Source organism: Achromobacter sp. DMS1 (genome assembly GCF_001270295.1).
In genome coordinates, this window is sequence record NZ_LHSJ01000111.1 from 16,799 (window position 1) to 35,035 (window position 18,237).

The window sequence follows — 18,237 nt, forward strand, 5'->3', positions numbered from 1 at the left end:
GCGCGCCATGTTCGAAGAAGCCGAAGCCGACCCCTGCCTGTCCAAGGAAGAGTTCAAGCCGCTGGAAGCCCGGCTGCGCGTGGCCCTGCTCAATGCCCAGTACCAGCGGCTGCGGCAGGCCCGCAAGACGCTGCTGGTGGTGGTGGCGGGCATCGACGGGGCCGGCAAGGGCGCCACCGTCAATCTGCTCAACGAGTGGATGGACCCGCGCCACATCAAGACCCTGGCCTACGGCCGCCCGAAGGCGAGGAACTGGAGCGGCCGCCCCTGTGGCGCTACTGGAAAGACCTGCCGCCCAAGGGCCGCACGGGCATCGTGTTCGGCTCCTGGTATGCGCCGCTGATCCGCGAAGCGCGCGCAAACATCCGCGCCACGACGCCATCGAGGCGCAGGCCGCCGCCATCCGCCGCTTCGAGGCCATCCTGGCCGCCGAGGGCGTGCAGATCGTGAAGCTCTGGTTCCACCTGTCGCGCCAAGCGCAGCGCGAACGCGCCGAACGGCTGCTGGCCAGCCCGGAAACCGCCTGGCAGGTCAGCCCCGCGGACCTGAAGGTCTACAAGAAATTCCACCGCATCCGCGCCGCCGGCGAGATCACGCTCAACCACACCGACAGCGGCCACGCGCCCTGGATCGTGATACCCAGCGCGGATGAGCAGATGCGTTCGGCGCGCACGGCCGAGGCGGTGCTCGCCGCGCTGCGCCAGCACGGCGTGCCGCGCATTCCCCCTTCCTTCGTGGCGCACTCCGGCCCCACGCGCGTCATCGACCGCCTCGGCCGCCTCGATTACCAGGCCCGGGAAGAAAAAGACGACTACGACTCGGAACTCGGCCTGCTCCAGGGCCGCCTGGCCGGCGCGGTGCGCTCGCGCAAGTTCCAGGACCGCTCGCTGGTGCTGGTTTTCGAAGGCCAGGATGCCGCCGGCAAGGGCGGCGCGATCCGCCGCGTCACGCACGCGCTGGACGCGCGCCAGTTCGACATCACGCCGGTTTCCGCGCCCAACAGCGACGAACTGGCGCGGCCCTACCTGTGGCGCTTCTGGCGCCAGGTGCCGCGCAAGGGCCGCATCGCCATCTTCGACCGCTCCTGGTACGGCCGGGTGCTGGTCGAGCGCGTGGAAAAGCTGACGCCCCCCGCCACCTGGCGCCGCGCCTACGCCGAGATCAACGACTTCGAGGGGCAGCTCGTGGCCAGCGGCGCGATCGTGCTGAAGTTCTGGCTGGCGATCACGCCCGACGTGCAGCTCGCGCGCTTCAAGGAACGCGAGAAATCGCCGTTCAAGCATTTCAAGATCACGCCGGACGACTGGCGCAACCGCGACAAATGGCAGGACTACGCCCGCGCCGCCAACGACATGCTGGCGCGCACCGACGTCTCGCGCGCGCCCTGGCATCTGGTGTCCGCCAACGACAAGCGGTACGCTCGTCTGCAGGTGCTGCGGCACATCGTCCAGACCCTGGAAGACCAACTCTGAATACGCCTGGAGAGCATTCCCTCATGAGTTCCCTCAGCAACGCCGACATCCGCCCTGTCGTCTCCGCCGACTTCGACGCCTGGCTTCCGCTCTGGAAAGGCTACCAGGCGTTCTATCGCGTGGACATCGACGACGCCGTCACCCGCAACACCTGGGCTCGGCTGCTCGACCCGGCCGAGCCCATGCACGCGGCCCTGGCCTACGAACGGGGCAACGCGATCGGCATGGTGCACTGGATCTACCACCGCTCCACCTGGACCGCCGGCGACTACTGTTATCTGCAAGACCTCTACGTGGCGCCCGAAACGCGCGGCGCGGCGTGGGGCGCAAGCTCATCGAGCACGTCTATGCGCAGGCCCAGGCCGCCCACTGCGCGCGGGTGTACTGGCTGACCCACGAAACTAACGCCACCGCCATGCAGCTCTACGACCGCATCGCCGACCGTTCCGGCTTCATCCAGTACCGCAAGGTGCTTGCATGAGCGCGCGCGATCCCAACTGTCCGCTATGCCAGGAAGACGGCGGCGCGCTGCTGTGGCGCGGACCGCACCTGCGCATCGTCGAAGTGGACGACCCCGACTACCCCGGCTTCACCCGCGTCATCTGGAACGGGCACCTGGCCGAAATGACCAGCCTGTCCACCCACGGGCGCGACCTGCTGATGCGCGCCGTGTACGTGGTGGAGGAAACCCAGCAGTCGGTGCTCTCGCCCGACAAGATCAATCTGGCCTCGCTGGGCAACATGGTGCCGCATCTGCACTGGCACGTCATTCCGCGGTGGCGCGCGACCGCCATTTTCCCGACCCGATCTGGGCGCCGGCGCGCGTGGCGGCCGGCGCCGAAAGCCCGCAATGGAAGACGCGCCAGCCGCCACGCGCGCGCTGCTGCCGCGCTACCGCGACCGCCTGGTCGAAGCCATGAACGCCCTGCTCTGGCATTGAGGCGGGGCCGTCCCGAGGAGCCGCGCCATGAAAGCGCCCGATATCGTCGTGCAACGCGTTTATGAAGGTCTGGGACCGGAAGGCGGCTACCGTGCCCTGGTGGACCGCATGTGGCCGCGCGGCCTGAGCCGCGAGGAGCTGGGGCTGGACGTCTGGGCGCGCGACGTGGCTCCCAGCACCGAACTGCGCAAATGGTTCTGCCACAAGGTGGAGCTGTGGCCCGAATTCCGCCGGCGCTACCTCGAAGAACTCGCCGCGCCCGAAGAACAGGAACGGCTGCGGGCGCTGCTGGCCGACGCGGGCAGGCGCCCCCTGGTGCTGCTCTATGGCGCGCGCGATACCGAGCACAACCAGGCCGTGGTGCTGCGCGAGGCCCTGCAGGCCCTGGCGGACAAGCGCGCAGGGTCCGAGCCGGCGACCAAGGCGGCAAGAACGGTGAAAGCCGCGCAGGCGGCAAAAGCGGTAAAAACCGGCAAGACGGCCAAAACCGCCAAGGCTGCCCGGTAAGCGGAGCGGCGGGCGCGCCTGTGCCAAAATCCCGCCCATGACCGCACCTGCCCAAGCATCGATGCTCCCGCCCGCCCCGGACAACCGCCTGCGTCCCGGGGCCATCGCCGCCCAGCTCGCGCGCCTGCCGGCGGCCTGGAAAGACGTTTTCGACGCCGCCCCCCGTGGCGGCGGCGCTGCACGCGGTAACCGCCCATGTGGAGCGCCGCCTGGCCGAGGGCGCCGTGGTGTATCCCGCCACGCCGTTTCGCGCGCTCGACCACCTGGCGCCCGCGGAGGTGCGGGTGGTCATCCTGGGGCAGGACCCCTACCATGGGGCGGGCCAGGCGCAGGGCCTGGCGTTCTCGGTGCCGGACGGCTGCAAGCGGCCGCCCAGCCTGCGCAACATCTTCAACGAAATCGCGGCGGAGTTCCCCGAGGCGCCGCCGCCCTCGGGCAACGACCTGAGCCCCTGGGCCGAACAGGGCGTGCTGCTGCTCAACACCTCGCTCACGGTCGAGGACGGCCAGCCGGCCTCGCATGCGAAAAAGGGCTGGGAAACCGTGACCGACGCCCTCATCGCCCGGGTGGCGCGCGACCCCCGGCCCAAGGCCTTCCTGCTCTGGGGCGCGCACGCCCAGGCCAAACAGGCGTTGCTGCCGCCCCACAGCGGCCACCTGGTGCTGATGGCCAACCACCCCTCGCCCCTGTCGGCCCGCCGCCCGCCCGTGCCGTTCCTGGGCTGCGGCCACTTCCGGCGCACCAACGACTGGCTGATCGACCAAGGGAAAAACCCTATTGATTGGATCGGCGGAAAAAAATAGCTCGCCAGGCCCGGCAATCCGGGTTATGATCGCCGCACTGCACAAAAAGAGTCTGGCACCCGCCGCCATCCAGGCGGACATTCACGCAGTCATGCGGGCCCGAGCGCCCATCCGTGCCAGACGTCATCGCTTCCTGACCTCCTTTCCTTTCGCCCTGCGTTCCGAGCAGCACACGGGAACGCGCCACGCGCACGGTTGATTCGGTCGGCACGATGCTCCATCAACCGTCGCCTGGTTCCGGCAGCCCCTATCGCGGCCCGGCCCGGCACAGCGCCGCTTTTTCCGCGGCAAGGAAAGTTATGTCTTTCGAAAGCCTGGGCCTCGCTCCCGCCCTGCTCTCCGCCCTCCACGACGCCGGCTTCACGGCGCCCACCTCGGTGCAGGCCTGCGCCATTCCGCCCGCCCTGCAAGGCCATGACCTGATGGTGTCCTCGCAGACCGGCAGCGGCAAGACCGCCGCCTTCATGCTGCCCGCGCTCAACCGCATTGCCGGCATGCCGGGCAACAAGGGCGTGGGCGTGCAGGTGCTGGTGCTGACCCCCACCCGCGAACTGGCCCTGCAGGTCGCCGACGCCACGGCCGCCTACGGCCGCCACCTGCCCGGCCTGCGCACCGCCACCGTGGTGGGCGGCATGCCCTACGGCGCCCAGCTCAAGGCGCTCTCGCGCCGCGTGGACGTGCTGGTCGCCACCCCGGGCCGCCTCATCGACCACCTGAACGCCGGCCGCGTGAAACTCAATACCGTGCACACCCTGGTGCTGGACGAAGCCGACCGCATGCTCGACATGGGCTTCATCGAGGACATCGAAACCATCGTCGGCCGTCTGCCGGAAAGCCGCCAGACGCTGCTGTTCTCGGCCACGCTGGACGGCACCGTCGCCAAGCTGGCCTCGCGCATGATGCGCGAGCCGCAGCGCATCGAAATCGCCGGCCACAAGGAAAAGCACACCAACATCACCCAGAGCCTGCTCTACGCCGACGACGTCGGCCACAAGATGCAGCTCCTGGATCACGTCCTGCGCGACGCCACGCTGGACCAGGCCATCGTCTTCACCTCCACCAAGCGCGGCGCCGACGACCTGGCCGACCGCCTGGCCGACCAGGGCTTTGCCGCCGCCGCGCTGCATGGCGACATGAACCAGCGCCAGCGCACCCGCACCCTGGCCCAGCTGCAGCGCGGCCAGCTGCGCGTCCTGGTGGCCACCGACGCTGGCCGCGCGCGGCATCGACGTACAGGGCATCAGCCACGCCGTGAACTTCGACCTGCCCATGCAGGCCGAAGACTACGTGCACCGCATCGGCCGCACCGGCCGTGCGGGCCGCAACGGCCTGGCGTTCACGCTGGCCACGCACGCCGAGCGCCACAAGGTGCGCCGCATCGAGCACTACAGCGGCCAATCGATCACCCCCGAGGTCATCGCGGGCCTGGAGCCCAAGCGCACGCCGCGCCCGGCCGCCGGCGGCAAGCCGTTCGGCAAGGGCTACGGCCAGAAGTCCCACGGCAAGCCGCCTTACGCCAAGGGCCAGGGCAAGCCCTGGGGCCAGCGCGAAGGCTATGCCGGCGCGCGCGAGGGCGGCTTCCGCGAGGGCGGCCCCCGTGGCGAATTCAAGCCGCGCGACGACGGCTTCCAGGGCCGCCGCGAACACGGTTTCCGCGGCGATCGCGATGCGCGCCCGTCCTATGGCGACCGCCCGCAGCGCGATGCGCGCCCCTTTGCCGAGCGCCGCGCCGCGTTGAAGGCGGTTTCCGCGCCGAACGCGCCGGCTTCGGCGACCGTCCCCNGCTGGCGGCCTCGCCCTGGGCGTACCGCCTGGCCGCGGGCCTGCCGGCCATCCGCGTGGAGGCGGGCACGGGCACGCTCGTCGCGGCCGGCCTGCTGGTCGGCCTGGGCACGCGCTACGCGTCGGGATGCACCAGCGGCCATGGCGTATGCGGCCTGGCGCGCGGCTCGGCGCGCTCGTTCGCCGCCACCGCCGTGTTCATGGCGGCGGGCTTCGCCACGGTGTACGCCGTGCGGCATGGCTGGACGGGGGCCTGATATGGCGGGCCTGGCGGCGTGTCTGTGCGGGCTGGTCTTCGGCATCGGCCTGCTGCTCTCCGGCATGGCGGATCCCGCCAAGGTGCTGGGCTTTCTGGACCTGGGCGGCGCCTGGGATCCCTCGCTGGCGTTCGTCATGGGCGGCGCGGTAGCGGTGACGGCACTGGGTTTCCGCTGGCTGCGCCGCCGGCGCGGCCCCAGCCTGGCGGGCGGACCGCTGCAATGGCCCGCGGCGACCCGCATCGATTTCCGCTTGCTGGCCGGCAGTCTGGCTTTCGGCGCCGGATGGGGGCTGGCGGGATTCTGTCCCGGCCCGGCCCTGGTGGCCGCGGCGGCCGGCGTGCCCCAGGCCCTGGTCTTCGTGGCGGCCATGGCGGCCGGCATGGGCCTGTTTTCGCTCATCGAACATCGCAAACCAGGAACATGAAAGGCCGTCCGGGGCGGGCTGACACGCCCTTCGGGCCAGAGGAGACAGCAACATGAGCAAGGATGCAACGGCGCGCGGCGCGCAAGGCGACTTCGACATCGTGGTGGTGGGCGGCGGCTCGTCGGGCATCGGCGTGACGGCCAGCCTGCTGCGCCGCCGCCCGGACCTGCGCATTGCCGTGGTCGAGCCCAGCGACAGGCATTACTACCAGCCGGCCTGGACCCTGGTGGGCGGCGGGGCCTTCGACGTGACGCGCACCGTGCGCCCCATGGCCGATGTGATTCCCCGGCGCGCCGTCTGGGTGCGCGCCGCCGCGGCCGGTTTCGAGCCGGAGCGCAACCGCCTGCGGCTGGCCGACGGCGGCGCGCTGGGCTACCGTCAGCTCATCGTCTGCCCCGGCCTGCGTCTGGCCTGGGAGAAAGTCGAGGGTCTGGACGCCACGCTGGGCCGCAACGGCGTCACGTCCAACTACCGCTACGAACTCGCGCCCTATACCTGGGAGCTGGTGCGCGGCCTCGAATCGGGCCGTGCACTCTTCACCCAGCCCGCCATGCCCATCAAGTGCGCGGGCGCGCCGCAGAAAGCCATGTACCTGGCCTGCGACCACTGGCGTCGCGGCGGCGTGCTGGACCGCATCCAGGTGGAGTTCGATCTGGCCGGCGCGGCGCTTTTCGGGGTGCCGACGTTCGTGCCGCCCCTCATGCGCTACGTGGAGCGCTATGGCGCGGCCCTGCGGTTCAACTCCAACCTGGCGGCGGTGGACGGCGGCGCGCGTAAGGCGTGGTTCGACGTGAAGGACGCCGACGGCAATGTGCGCCGCGAGGAGCGCGCCTTCGACATGCTGCACGCCGTGCCGCCGCAGTTGCCGCACGATTTCCTGCGCGACAGCCCGCTGGCCGGCGCGGCGGGCTGGTGCGAAGTGGACCCGGCCACCTTGCAGCATCCGCGCTATGCCAACGTGTTCGGCGCGGGCGACGCCATCAGCGCCAGCAATGCCAAGACGGCCGCGGCGGCGCGCAAGCAGATCGTGACCGTGGCCGAGAACCTCATTGCGCTGCGCGAGGGGCGGCCCATGCCGGTGCGCTATGACGGCTACGGCTCGTGCCCTCTCACGGTGGAGCGCGGCCGCGTGGTGCTGGCCGAGTTCGGCTATGGCGGCAGGCTGCTGCCCACCTTCCCGCTGGATCCCACCGTGCCGCGCCGCAGCGCCTGGCTGCTCAAGGCCAGGCTGCTGCCGTGGGTCTACTGGAACGGCATGCTCAAGGGCCGCGAGTGGCTGGCGCACCCGCTGGGCAACTGAAACGGGCCGCGCGCGCCGGCGGCCTCAATCGTAGCTGCGCACGTCGTCGATGACCTTGCCGTCGTTCGGCAGGGCGCCGTCGTCGGCCCATTCGATGTCGGCGCGCAGCTTGGTCACGTCGCGCACGGACTCGGCGATGCGCTGGCCCAGCGCGGCGTCGCGCACGTCCGATTCCACTTTCAGCACCATGCGGTCCGATCCCATGCTGCCGCTCACGACCAGCCGGGCCCGGCGGATTTCGGGGTGCCGGCGCACCACGTCTGCCACCTGCGAGGGATGCACGAACAGGCCCCGCACCTTGGTGGTCTGGTCGGCGCGGCCCATCCAGCCCTTGATGCGGGTATTGGTGCGGCCGCACGGCGAGACGCCCGGCAGCACGGCGGAGAGATCGCCCGTGCCGAAACGCACCAGCGGGTAATCGGGGTTGAGCGTGGTCACCACGACCTCGCCGACTTCGCCGTCGGGCACGGGTTCGCCGGTGCCGGGGCGCACGATTTCCACGATGATGTCTTCGCCCAGCACCAGCCCTTCGCGCGCCGAGGTTTCGAAGGCGATCATGCCCAGGTCGGCGCTGCCGTAGGCCTGGTAGCCGTCGATGCCGCGCGCGGCCAGCCATTCCCGCAGCGACGGCGGAAAGGCCTCGCCGGACACGAGGGCGCGGCGCAGGGAATCGAGTTTCACGCCCAGTTCGTCGGCCTTTTCCAGGATGATCTTCAGGAAGCTGGGCGTGCCGGTGTAGCCGCTGGGCGCGAGGTCGGCGATGGCCCGCACCTGCTGTTCGGTCTGGCCCGTGCCGCCGGGAAACACGGTGCAGCCTACCGCATGGGCCGCGGTTTCCATCATGGAGCCCGCCGGGGTGAAGTGATAGGAAAAGCAGTTGTAGGTCAGCTCGCCCGGGCGGAAACCGGCGGCATAGAGCGCGCGGGCAAAGCGCCAGTAGTCGCTGCGCGCGCTTTCGGGTTCGTAGATGGGGCCGGGCGAAGCGAACACCCGCAGGGCCTCGCCCCAGCCGATGGCCGAAAAGCCGCCGAAGGCCTTGGCCGGGCCGGCGGGCGCGCCGGCGTCGGCGCGGCTTTCCTGCTGCCGCTCGAGCAGCTCATGTTTGCGCAGCACCGGCAGGCGCGCCAGCGCTTCGCGCGAGGTCACCGACGCCGGATCGACGCCGCGCAGCTGGTTCGCGATGGCCGGCGCACGGGCGATGGCTCGGGCGATGGCGCCGGGCAGGGCGGCCATCAGGTCTCGCTCGCGCGCCTCGGGCGCTCGCGTTTCCAGTACATCGAAAAACTCGGACATGGGATCGCACCCTCTCGTGTGCCGTTGTGCGGTGTCGTTGCCGATTCAGGCCAGCCACCGCTTGCGGCGGCGGTAGAACTTGTGGTCGCGGAAGCTCTTGCGCTCGCCGCTGGAAATGCCGAGGTAGAACTCCTTCACGTCCTCGTTGCGCGCCAGGTCCGACGCCTCGCCGTCCATCATCACGCGGCCGTTTTCCAGGATGTAGCCGTAGTCGGCATAGCGCAGGGCGATGTTGGTGTTCTGCTCGGCCAGCAGGAAGCTGACGCGCTCGCGTTGGTTGAGGTCGCGCACGATCTCGAAAATCTCTTCCACGATCTGCGGCGCCAGGCCCATGGAGGGCTCGTCCAGCAGGATCATGTTCGGGTTGGCCATCAGCGCGCGGCCGATGGCGGTCATCTGCTGCTCGCCGCCCGAGGTGTAGCCGGCCTGGCTGGCGCGCCGCTGCTTGAGGCGCGGAAAGTACTGGTACACCCGGTCGAGCGCGGCCGCCGTCTCCGCGCGGCTCATGCTGCGCGTATAGGCCCCGGTGAGCAGATTCTCTTCGATGGTGAGGTGGGCGAAGCAATGCCGGCCCTCCATGACCTGGACCACGCCGCGCTTGACCAGTTCGGCGGGCGACAGCTTTTCGATGCGCTGGTCGCGGTACTGGATATACCCCTTGGTCACGTCGCCGCGCTCGCCCTTGAGCAGGTTGGAGATGGCGCGCAGGGTAGTGGTCTTGCCCGCGCCGTTGGCCCCCAGCAGGGCCACGATGCGGCCTTCCGGCACCTGCAGGGACACGCCCTTGAGCACCAGGATGACGTGGTTGTAGATCACCTCGATGCCGTTCACGTCGAGCAGCACCCTGGGGGCGTGCGCGGCGGCATCGTGGGCGGTAGTGGCTGCGGTCATGATCGTTCCTGCTGCGTGGTGGCGGCCGGCCGCCGGTTCGCCGGCCGCCGGTTCATACGAAAGCTGCGGCACCCCTGTGGGGAGGCGCCGCAGGCGCTGCGGGGGTCAGTTGCATCCTCGGGGCGTGATGTTCTTCTCCTTGGCGTACTTCGCCGCGGCTTCCTTCACCATCGGCTCCAGCAGGCTCTTGTCGGCCTGGTACCAGTCGGACACCACCTTGAACTTGGCGCCGTCCCACTGCACGATGCGCGCCCAGTCGTCGCCCATGTGATTGGCGCAGCTTGTCTTCACCGGCCGCATGATGTGGCCGAACCCGAGCTGGTCCAGGCGCTCCTGGGTGAGATTCAGATTCTCGAAGCCCCAGCGCACCTGTTCCGGCGTCATGGCCTTGCCCTTGCCGAACTTCTCCTGCGCGGTGCGGATGGCTTCCACCTGCAGCATGGAGATCATCATGCCGCGCGTATGCGCGATGGTGCCCAGGGTCGTATTGCCGGACTTGTCCGAGCCCTGGCCCTTGTCGTAGACGTACTTCTTCAGGTCGTCGTACACCTTGTCGTGCTCGGCGCCGCTGTTGTGGATGGTGATGGCGTTGTAGCCCTTGGCGACCTGGCCCAGGTCTTTCACGTCGCCCTCGGAGCCGGCCCACCAGATGGCGTACATCTTGTCGCGCGGGTAGCCGCTGGCCTGGGCCTCGCGGATGGCGGTGGGCGTCATGATGCCGGCGCTCCACAGCAGCACGTAGGCGGGCCGCTGCTGGCGGATTTGCAGCCAGGTGGATTTCTGCTCCACGCCGGGCGCCGTCACCGGATACAGCAGCAGCTCGAAGCCTTCCTTGGCGGCGCGCTTCTGCAGGAGCGGAATGGGCTCCTTGCCATACGGGGAGTCGTGGTAGACCAGGGCGATCTTCTTGCCCTTGAGCTTGTCCATGCCGCCTTCTTTCCTGGCGATGTCCTGGATCATCACGTCGGCCGCGGTCCAGTAGGTGCCCAGCAGCGGGAAGTTCCATTCGAACACGCTGCCGTCCACCGATTGCGACAGGCCGTAGCCCATGGTCTCCACCGGCACCTTGTCGACCATGGCCTTGTCGCTCACGGCGAACGTGATGCCGGTGGACTGCGTGTCGAAACCCGAGGCGCCCGTGCCCTTGCCCTTCAGCCGCTCGTAGCACTCCACGCCGCGGTCGGTGGCATAGGCCGTCTCGCATTCCTCGTAAGTGATCTTGACGCCGTTCACGCCGCCGTCGCGCTCGTTGACCAGCTTCAGGTAGTCGAGTTTGCCGTCGGCCCAGGGTATGCCCAGCGGCGCGAACGAGCCGGTGCGGTACACCAAGAGCGGAACGAACTGCTCGTCCGCCATCGCCGGCGCGGACACGGCGCCGGCCGCGCCGGCTGCGGCGACCAGGGCTGCCGCCAATTTCAGGTTCAGACGCTTCATCTCCATTTACCTCCTGCGTGGTGTAAGGGCAGCGCGCCCTGGGACACCGGGATTGGCCCGGTCTGTAGCCGGGTATTCAGGATGCCGAGCCGCGAGGTCGTGCCGCCACGGCCGGCAATGATCGATACGGACCCAACGTTTTGCTTGTGTCTCCTGCTCTTCCACTTCCTGCGCTCCCTGCATTCGCGGCACTGCGGGGTCCGGCGCCGCGGGCGCTTTCGGGGGCAATATCAGTGCGGGAACGGCCAGATCCTCAGCTTCTCCTTGCCTATGCTCCACAGCCGCGCCAGTCCGTGCGGCTCGGCGATGAGGAAGAACACGATGAGCGCGCCGAACACCATGTGTTCCACGTGCGCCGCCGTGTCCACCGACAGCGACAGGCCCAGCATATGCGGCACGTTGGTCAGCGCCACCGGCACCAGCACGATGAACGCCGCGCCGAAGAAGCTGCCGATGATGGACCCCAGCCCGCCGATGATGACCATGAAGAGCAGCTGGAACGAACGCGCCAGGTCGAAGGCCAGGGGCTCCCACGAACCCAGGTGGATGTAGCCCCAGAGCGCGCCCGCCACGCCCACGATGAACGAGCTGACCGCGAAGGCCGTGAGCTTGGCGTACATGGGCCGGATGCCGATGACCGAAGCGGCCACGTCCATGTCGCGGATCGCCATCCACTGGCGTCCGATCGCGCCGCGCACGAGGTTCTTGGCCAGCAGGCTGAACACGGCGACGAAGGCGAGCACGAACAGGTACTTCTCCGTGGAGCTCTGCACCGGCACGCCGAAGACCGTGAGCGGCGGCACCGAGACGCTGCCCGAGGGCGAGTAGTTGGTGAAGAAGGGGATACGCAGGAAGGCCCAGTCCACGAAGAACTGCGCGGCCAGCGTGGCCACGGCCAGGTACAGGCCGCGGATGCGCAGGCTGGGAATGCCGAACACCACGCCCACCAGCGTGGCGAAGCAGCCGCCCAGCAGGATCTGCAGCAGCAGCGGCATGCCCGGGAAGCGCACGCCGAAGTTCCACGCCGCATAGGCGCCCACCGCCATGAAGGCGCCGGTGCCCAGCGAGATCTGGCCGCAGTAGCCCACCAGGATGTTCAGTCCCACCGCCGCCAGCGACAGGATGAGGAACGGGATGAGAATGGCGCGCAGCAGATAGTCGCTGGCCAGCGCGGGCACGACGATGAAGGCCACGGCCAGCAGCGCCCACACGAACACGCGGTCCTGGCGGATGGGGAAGATCTGCTGGTCGGCGCGGTAGCTGGTCTTGAACTGGCCGTTTTCGCGATAGAACATGTGTTTTTTCCCAGAAGGCCCGTGCGCTTACACGCGGTCGATGATCTTCTCGCCGAACAGCCCTTGCGGACGGAACAGCAGGAACACCAGCGCCAGCACGTAGGCGAACCAGATTTCGATGCCGCCGCCCACGAGCGACCCCAGATACACCTCGGAGAGCTTTTCGCCCACGCCGATGATGAGCCCGCCCAGGATGGCGCCCGGCACGGACGTCAGGCCGCCCAGGATCACCACGGGCAGCGCGCGCAGGGCCGCCGTGGACAACGTGAACTGCACGCCGAACTTCGAGCCCCAGATGATGCCGGCCACCAGCGCCACCAGCCCGGCCACGCTCCACACGATGACCCAGATGCGGTTGAGCGGGATGCCGATGGATTGCGCGGCCTGGTGGTCGTCGGCCACGGCGCGCAGCGCGCGGCCGGTGGACGTGTACTGGAAGAAAAGCGCCAGCGCGGCCACGAGCAGGGCGGCGATGACGGCGGCGGTCAGGTCTTCCAGGTTGATGAGCAGCCCGCCCTCGAAGATGGAGTCGAGGATGATGGCCGGGTCTTTGGGCATGCCCACGTTCACCGAATACACCGAGCTGCCGAAGGAGATCTGGCCCAGGCCGTCCAGGAAGTAGCTGATGCCCAGCGTGGCCATGAGCAGCGTGGTGGCCTCCTGGTTGACCAGGTGGCGCAGCACGAAGCGTTCGATGGCCACGGCCAGCAGGAACATCAGGATCGCGCTCACGATGAAGGCCAGCACGTTGGCCAGCAGCATGTTGTCAAAGCCCAGCCACTGCGGGATCCACTCCGAGAAGCGGGCCATGGACAGGGCGGCCACCAGCACCATGGCGCCCTGCGCGAAGTTGAAGACGCCCGAGGCCTTGAAGATGAGCACGAAGCCCAGGCCGATGAGCGCGTACAGCATGCCGCTCATCAGTCCGCCGAATACGGTTTCCAGAAAAAATCCCATACGTCACCTTGTGGTCGTCGAAGCGGAGACCGGGCTTGCGCCGTCGCGGGCCCCGCCGGCCTGCGCCACCGCGTCGTTGGCCGGCGCGGCGCTGCCTTCCACGCCCAGATAGGCGCGGATCACGTCTTCGTTCGTCCGCACTTCGCCGGGCGTGCCGTCGCCGATCTTCTTGCCATAGTCCAGCACCACGACGCGGTCGGAAATGTCCATGACCACGCCCATGTCGTGCTCGATGAGCACGATGGTGGTGCCGAACTCGTCGTTCACGTCGAGGATGAAGCGGCTCATGTCCTGCTTTTCCTCGATGTTCATGCCGGCCATGGGCTCGTCCAGCAGCAGCAGGCGCGGCTCCATGGCCAGCGCGCGGCCCAGGTCCACGCGTTTTTGCAGACCGTAGGGCAGCCGCCCGACCGGCGTCTTGCGGTGCGCCTGGATCTCCAGGAAGTCGATGATGTTCTCGACGAATTCGCGGTGGCGGATTTCCTCGCGCTCGGCCGGCCCCAGCCGCAGGGCCTGGGCGAACAGGCCGCACTTCATGCGCAGGTTGCGGCCCGTCATGATGTTGTCCAGCACGCTCATGCCCTTGAAGAGCGCGAGGTTCTGGAAAGTGCGGGCGATGCCCATTTCGGCCGCGCGCCGGGGGTTCATGCGCGAGAAGCGCTTGCCCTGGAACTCGATGGTCCCCTGCTGTGGCGTGTAGACGCCGTTGATGACGTTGAGCATGGAGCTCTTGCCCGCGCCATTGGGGCCGATGATGGCGCGGATCTCGTGCTCGCGCACATTGAAGGAAATGTCCGTCAACGCCTTGACGCCGCCGAACGACAGGGAAATGTTCTGCATGTCCAGCATCACGTCGCCGATGCGCTGGTCGCGGTCTGTATGGCTCATGATGTCTATGCGGCTCGGGCGGTGATCGCGGGAAAGGTCCGGGCGGAGCGGATCTTCAGGTCGGCGGAAATCTTGCCGACCCGGCCGTCCTCGAATTTCACTTCGGTTTCGACGAATTGCGTCGGCCTGTCGCTGAAGAGCGCTTCCACCAGCACGCCGTACTTTTGCGCGATGAAGGCCCGGCGCACCTTGCGCGTGCGCGTGAGCTCGTCGTCGTCCGGGTCCAATTCCTTGTGCAGGATGAGGAACCGGCTGACCTGCGAAGCCGAGAGCTTGGGGTCGGCCGCCAGATCGGCGTTGACCTTCTCGACGCATTCGCCGATAAGCTGGTACACCTCGTCCTTGCCGGCCAGGTCGGTGTAGCCGGCGTAGGGCAGCCCGCGCCGCTCGGCCCAGTTGCCCACGGCTTCCAGGTCGATGTTGATGAAGGCGCACACGCGGTCGCGTCCCGCGCCGAAGGCCACGGCTTCCTTGATGTGCGGGAAGAACTTGAGCTTGTTCTCGATGTACTTGGGCGCGAACAGGCTGCCGTCGGCCAGCTTGCCCACGTCCTTGGCGCGGTCGATGATCTTGAGCTGCCCGTCGGTGTCCAGGTAGCCCGCGTCGCCAGTGTGGAACCATCCGTCTTCGCTGCGCGCCTCGGCGGTTGCCTGCGGATTGCGGTAGTACTCCTTGAAGAGCCCGGGGCTCTTGACCAGGATCTCGCCGTTGCCGGCCACGCGGATGTCCACGCCCGCCACGGGCGGGCCCACGGTGTCGTCGCGCACCTGGCCGTCCGGCTGCACGCAGACGAACACCGAGGTTTCCGTGGAGCCGTAGAGCTGCTTGAGATTGATGCCGATGGAGCGGTAGAAGACGAACAGATCGGGGCCGATGGCCTCGCCCGCCGTGTAGGCCACGCGTACGCGGCTCATGCCCAGCGCGTTGCGCAGCGGACCGTAGACCAGGACGTTGCCCAGCGCATAGCACAGGCGGTCCCAGGCGCCCACGGACTTGCCGTCGAGGATGCGCGCGCCGACGCGGCGCGCCAGGTTCATGCAGGCGTGGAACAGTTTGCGCTTGAGATAGCCCGCATCTTCCATGCGGATCATGACGTGCGTGAGCAGGCCTTCCAGCACGCGCGGCGGCGCGAAGTAATACGTGGGGCCGATGTCGCGCATGTCGATGGCGACCGTATCGGGCGACTCGGGGTGATTGACGGTGAACCCGCTGACCAGCAACTGGGTGTAGGAGAACATGTTCTGCCCGATCCAGGCCGGGGGCAGGTAGGCCAGCACGTCTTCGCGGTCGGTCAGCTTTTCCATCTCGGCCACGGCGCGCGCGCGGTCGATGAGCGCGTGGTGCGTGAGCACCACGCCCTTGGGCTTGCCGGTGGTGCCCGAGGTATAGAACATGGCGGCCGGGTCGTGCGGCTGCACGGCCGCCACGGCGGCGTCGAAAAAGCCGGGATGCCGTTGCGCATGCTCGCGCCCGGCCTCTTCCAGCTGCTCGTACGAACGCAGCATGGGGTCGGCATAGTGGCGCAGGCCGCGCGGGTCGTCGTACACCACGTGGCGCAGGGCGGGGCACTGCCCGCGCACTTCCAGCATCTTGTCCACCTGCTCCTGGTCTTCGACCACGGCGACGCCGACTTCGGCGTCCTGCAGCACGTAGACCATTTCCTGCGCCACGGCGTCCTGGTAGAGCGGAACCGGGATGGCGCCCAGGCACTGCGCGGCCATCATGGCCATGTACAGGCGGGGGCGGTTTTCGCCGATGACGGCGACGTGCATGCCGGGGCCGATGCCCAGGGCCGCGAGGCCGTTGGCGGCCAGGCGCACGTGGTCGGCCACCTGCGACCAGGTCAGCGTCTGCCAGATTCCCAGGTCTTTCTCGCGCATCGCGGGCCGCGAGCCCCTTGCGCTGGCATGTGCGAGCAGCAGCGCGGGAAAGGTGTCCAGCGCCGCCGGCGTGCCTGCCGATGCGGGCGTTGAGTGTGCCACGTTGTCTCCTCCGGTTTGGGCCCGCCGCCGCGGCGACTTCGAGAGTGGCGCGCTGCGGTGCCTGACCAGCTGGTTTTAGATTTACGGCAACAGTTAAGGTATAAGGTTGGGTTGCTACCAACTGTCACCATCGCGACATTCAAGGAATTTTTAGGGTATTCCCGATGCAGCCATCCGACTCCCTGCGATTCGCCGCGGCGTGGTTCCGCCTGCTCAGCGATGAGCAGCAGGCGCGCGTCGAGCGCGACGTGTCGGTGCAGCAGGCGCCGGCCGGATCGATCATAGAACGCAAAGGCGAGCCGGCACAGGCCTGGATAGGCGTGCTGGCCGGCCTGATCAAGGTCTCGGTCGGCAACGCCGAGGGCAAGGTGGCATCTCTTACCGGCGTGCCGGCCGGCGGCTGGATCGGCGAGGGCTCGCTGCTCAAGCGCGAGATCCGCAAGTACGACATCGTGGCGCTGCGCGATTCGGTGGTGGCGCGCATGCCGGCGGCCACCTTCGACTGGCTGCTGGACAACAGCATTCCCTTCAACCGCTACCTGCTCGACCAGTTGAACGAGCGGGTGGCGCAGTTCATCGGCAAGGCGGAGTACGACCGCCTGCTGGACCCGGACGCGCGGGTGGCCCGCTGCCTGGGCGAGCTCTTCAACCCGCTGCTCTATCCGGGCATGGGAATGCGCCTGGCGATCACCCAGGAAGAAATCGGCTACCTGGCGCGCGTCTCGCGCCAGCGCGCGAACCAGGCGCTGCGCAGGCTGGAAGAGGCCGGCCTGCTGAAGGTGGAATACGGGGCGGTGCGCGTGCTCGATCTGGAGGGCCTGAAACGCTACGGCCCGGGGCAGGGGCAGGATCCCGCGGCCTGATGAACGCGATAGGAAAATTTCATGGCCGCCGCGGCTTGATCGTTAAATAGTGCGCTATTTAATATTGCGCTATGAAAATCAAGGCCAAGCCCCAAACCGATCCGCTGCTGCTGGACAACCAGCTCTGCTTTGCGCTGTACGCCACGTCGCTCGCCATGAACAAGGCGTATCGCAAGCTGCTGGGCAGGCTGGGCCTGACCTATCCGCAGTACCTGGTGATGCTGGTGCTCTGGGAAGGCGACGGCTTGACGGTTACCGACATCGGCGAACGCCTGTTTCTCGATTCGGCCACGCTGACCCCGCTGCTCAAGCGCCTGGAGGCGGCGGGGCTGTTGGAGCGGACCCGGGCGCGGGAAGACGAAAGGCAGGTCATCGTCAGCCTTACGCGGCAGGGCCGGGAGCTGCGCGCCCAGGCCGAAGGCATCCCGTCGGCGATCGGCGCGGCCGCTCAATGCTCGGCGCAGCAGGCGCAGGAGCTTGCCCGACTGCTCCACGACTTGCGCGGACGGCTCGCGGAAAACGGCTGAAGGGCGCGCCCGCGCCGCGGGCGCACGGGATATGAATAGTGCGCTATTCAATAGCGTATTAGAAGAAATGCCGCAGTGTGGCAATACGGCAGAGGCGCCGCGGCGGAATGGCCCGCGAGGCGCAGCAGTCTCCCAACGTGTTTTCATTCTTTGAGGAATCCGATCATGTCTCTCGAAAAAGTTCTCTATCGCGCCAGCGCCACCGTCACCGGAGGCCGCGAGGGCCGCGGCGTGAGCGACGACGGCGTGCTGGACGTCAAGCTGACGACGCCGCGCGAGCTGGGCGGCGCGGGCGCGCCGGGCACCAATCCCGAGCAATTGTTCGCGGTGGGCTATTCCGCCTGCTTCCTGGGCGCGATGAAATTCGTGGCGGGCCGCGACAAGATCGCGATGCCGGCAGACGCGTCGGTGCAGGGCGTGGTCGGCATCGGGCCGATCCCCACGGGCTTCGGCATCGAGGTGGAACTGAAGATCTCGCTGCCCGGCATGGACCGCGCGCAGGCCGAGAAGCTGGTGTCGGCGGCGCACACCGTCTGCCCGTACTCCAACGCCACGCGCGGCAATATCGACGTGACGCTGACCCTCGTCTGAGGCGGCGCCATCCGCCGCGCCGGCCCGC

General features: G+C 68.4%; 13 protein-coding genes and 5 pseudogenes. 11 read left to right on the plus strand and 7 right to left on the minus strand.

Going from position 1 to position 18,237, the window contains the following annotated elements:
- The first annotated feature begins 7 nt into the window (after window positions 1–7).
- From pap to AD428_RS14295, 8 genes and pseudogenes are all read left to right on the plus strand, one after another.
- Window positions 8–1,472, plus strand: a pseudogene (gene pap / locus AD428_RS28915) (polyphosphate:AMP phosphotransferase).
- A gap of 23 nt (window positions 1,473–1,495) precedes the next feature.
- Window positions 1,496–1,953: pseudogene (locus AD428_RS14265) on the plus strand (N-acetyltransferase family protein).
- Window positions 1,950–2,412 (plus strand): annotated as a pseudogene (locus tag AD428_RS14270) (HIT family protein). The pseudogenes AD428_RS14265 and AD428_RS14270 overlap by 4 nt, the downstream one beginning before the upstream one ends.
- 27 nt (window positions 2,413–2,439) lie before the next feature.
- Window positions 2,440–2,919 (plus strand): DUF488 domain-containing protein, encoded by a 480-nt coding sequence (locus AD428_RS14275; protein WP_082308411.1) that lies wholly within the window; start codon window positions 2,440–2,442, stop codon window positions 2,917–2,919.
- A gap of 61 nt (window positions 2,920–2,980) precedes the next feature.
- Window positions 2,981–3,722 (plus strand): annotated as a pseudogene (locus AD428_RS14280) (uracil-DNA glycosylase).
- Window positions 3,723–4,021: 299 nt separating this feature from the next.
- A pseudogene (locus AD428_RS14285) lies at window positions 4,022–5,504 on the plus strand (DEAD/DEAH box helicase); the annotation flags it as partial.
- Between the two features lie 258 nt (window positions 5,505–5,762).
- Entirely contained in the window at window positions 5,763–6,188 is a 426-nt protein-coding gene (locus tag AD428_RS14290) for a YeeE/YedE family protein (RefSeq protein WP_053245622.1), read from the plus strand.
- Window positions 6,189–6,240: 52 nt separating this feature from the next.
- The gene (locus AD428_RS14295) at window positions 6,241–7,488 is read left to right on the plus strand and encodes an NAD(P)/FAD-dependent oxidoreductase (RefSeq protein ID WP_053245611.1); all 1,248 of its coding nucleotides are present in this window, start codon (window positions 6,241–6,243) and stop codon (window positions 7,486–7,488) included.
- A 24-nt stretch (window positions 7,489–7,512) separates the two neighbouring features.
- On the opposite strand, the gene AD428_RS14300 is transcribed toward AD428_RS14295, so the two are convergent.
- The 7 genes from AD428_RS14300 to AD428_RS14330 all read right to left on the minus strand — a co-directional run bounded on the left by AD428_RS14300 (window position 7,513) and on the right by AD428_RS14330 (window position 16,228).
- Window positions 7,513–8,781 carry a phenylacetate--CoA ligase family protein gene (locus tag AD428_RS14300; protein ID WP_053245612.1) on the minus strand — a complete coding sequence of 423 codons (1,269 nt, stop codon included), beginning with the start codon at window positions 8,779–8,781 and terminating at the stop codon, window positions 7,513–7,515.
- Window positions 8,782–8,826: 45 nt separating this feature from the next.
- Entirely contained in the window at window positions 8,827–9,672 is an 846-nt protein-coding gene (locus tag AD428_RS14305; protein ID WP_053245613.1) for an ABC transporter ATP-binding protein, read from the minus strand.
- Window positions 9,673–9,777: 105 nt separating this feature from the next.
- Complete coding sequence (locus tag AD428_RS14310) at window positions 9,778–11,112, minus strand: ABC transporter substrate-binding protein (RefSeq protein WP_082308412.1); 1,335 nt, start codon at window positions 11,110–11,112, stop codon at window positions 9,778–9,780.
- A gap of 224 nt (window positions 11,113–11,336) precedes the next feature.
- Window positions 11,337–12,401: a branched-chain amino acid ABC transporter permease gene (locus AD428_RS14315; RefSeq protein WP_053245614.1), complete on the minus strand. Its 1,065-nt coding sequence runs from the start codon at window positions 12,399–12,401 to the stop codon at window positions 11,337–11,339.
- 27 nt (window positions 12,402–12,428) lie between these two features.
- The gene (locus AD428_RS14320) at window positions 12,429–13,358 is read right to left on the minus strand and encodes a branched-chain amino acid ABC transporter permease (protein ID WP_053245615.1); all 930 of its coding nucleotides are present in this window, start codon (window positions 13,356–13,358) and stop codon (window positions 12,429–12,431) included.
- Between the two features lie 3 nt (window positions 13,359–13,361).
- Window positions 13,362–14,246, minus strand: coding sequence for an ABC transporter ATP-binding protein (locus AD428_RS14325; protein ID WP_053245616.1), 885 nt, complete (start codon window positions 14,244–14,246; stop codon window positions 13,362–13,364).
- A 5-nt stretch (window positions 14,247–14,251) separates the two neighbouring features.
- Window positions 14,252–16,228, minus strand: coding sequence for an AMP-dependent synthetase/ligase (locus AD428_RS14330; RefSeq protein ID WP_053245617.1), 1,977 nt, complete (start codon window positions 16,226–16,228; stop codon window positions 14,252–14,254).
- A gap of 164 nt (window positions 16,229–16,392) precedes the next feature.
- Between AD428_RS14330 and AD428_RS14335 the strand changes: the two genes are divergently transcribed.
- From AD428_RS14335 to AD428_RS14345, 3 genes are all read left to right on the plus strand, one after another.
- Window positions 16,393–17,091 carry a Crp/Fnr family transcriptional regulator gene (locus AD428_RS14335; protein ID WP_053245618.1) on the plus strand — a complete coding sequence of 233 codons (699 nt, stop codon included), beginning with the start codon at window positions 16,393–16,395 and terminating at the stop codon, window positions 17,089–17,091.
- Between the two features lie 71 nt (window positions 17,092–17,162).
- Window positions 17,163–17,618: a MarR family winged helix-turn-helix transcriptional regulator gene (locus AD428_RS14340; protein ID WP_053245619.1), complete on the plus strand. Its 456-nt coding sequence runs from the start codon at window positions 17,163–17,165 to the stop codon at window positions 17,616–17,618.
- Between the two features lie 165 nt (window positions 17,619–17,783).
- On the plus strand, window positions 17,784–18,209 hold the full coding sequence (locus AD428_RS14345) for an organic hydroperoxide resistance protein (protein WP_053245620.1): 426 nt from the start codon (window positions 17,784–17,786) through the stop codon (window positions 18,207–18,209).
- The last annotated feature ends 28 nt before the right edge of the window (window positions 18,210–18,237 follow it).

Excerpts from the sequence above, each read along its gene's own strand:
- AD428_RS14275 (WP_082308411.1), top strand. The coding sequence starts at position 2,440 with ATGAAAGCGCCCGATATCGTCGTGCAACGCGTTTATGAAGGTCTGGGA.
- AD428_RS14290 (WP_053245622.1), top strand. The coding sequence starts at position 5,763 with ATGGCGGGCCTGGCGGCGTGTCTGTGCGGGCTGGTCTTCGGCATCGGC.
- AD428_RS14295 (WP_053245611.1), top strand. The coding sequence starts at position 6,241 with ATGAGCAAGGATGCAACGGCGCGCGGCGCGCAAGGCGACTTCGACATC.
- AD428_RS14300 (WP_053245612.1), bottom strand. The coding sequence starts at position 8,781 with ATGTCCGAGTTTTTCGATGTACTGGAAACGCGAGCGCCCGAGGCGCGC.
- AD428_RS14305 (WP_053245613.1), bottom strand. The coding sequence starts at position 9,672 with ATGACCGCAGCCACTACCGCCCACGATGCCGCCGCGCACGCCCCCAGG.
- AD428_RS14310 (WP_082308412.1), bottom strand. The coding sequence starts at position 11,112 with ATGGAGATGAAGCGTCTGAACCTGAAATTGGCGGCAGCCCTGGTCGCC.
- AD428_RS14315 (WP_053245614.1), bottom strand. The coding sequence starts at position 12,401 with ATGTTCTATCGCGAAAACGGCCAGTTCAAGACCAGCTACCGCGCCGAC.
- AD428_RS14320 (WP_053245615.1), bottom strand. The coding sequence starts at position 13,358 with ATGGGATTTTTTCTGGAAACCGTATTCGGCGGACTGATGAGCGGCATG.
- AD428_RS14325 (WP_053245616.1), bottom strand. The coding sequence starts at position 14,246 with ATGAGCCATACAGACCGCGACCAGCGCATCGGCGACGTGATGCTGGAC.
- AD428_RS14335 (WP_053245618.1), top strand. The coding sequence starts at position 16,393 with ATGCAGCCATCCGACTCCCTGCGATTCGCCGCGGCGTGGTTCCGCCTG.
- AD428_RS14340 (WP_053245619.1), top strand. The coding sequence starts at position 17,163 with ATGAAAATCAAGGCCAAGCCCCAAACCGATCCGCTGCTGCTGGACAAC.
- AD428_RS14345 (WP_053245620.1), top strand. The coding sequence starts at position 17,784 with ATGTCTCTCGAAAAAGTTCTCTATCGCGCCAGCGCCACCGTCACCGGA.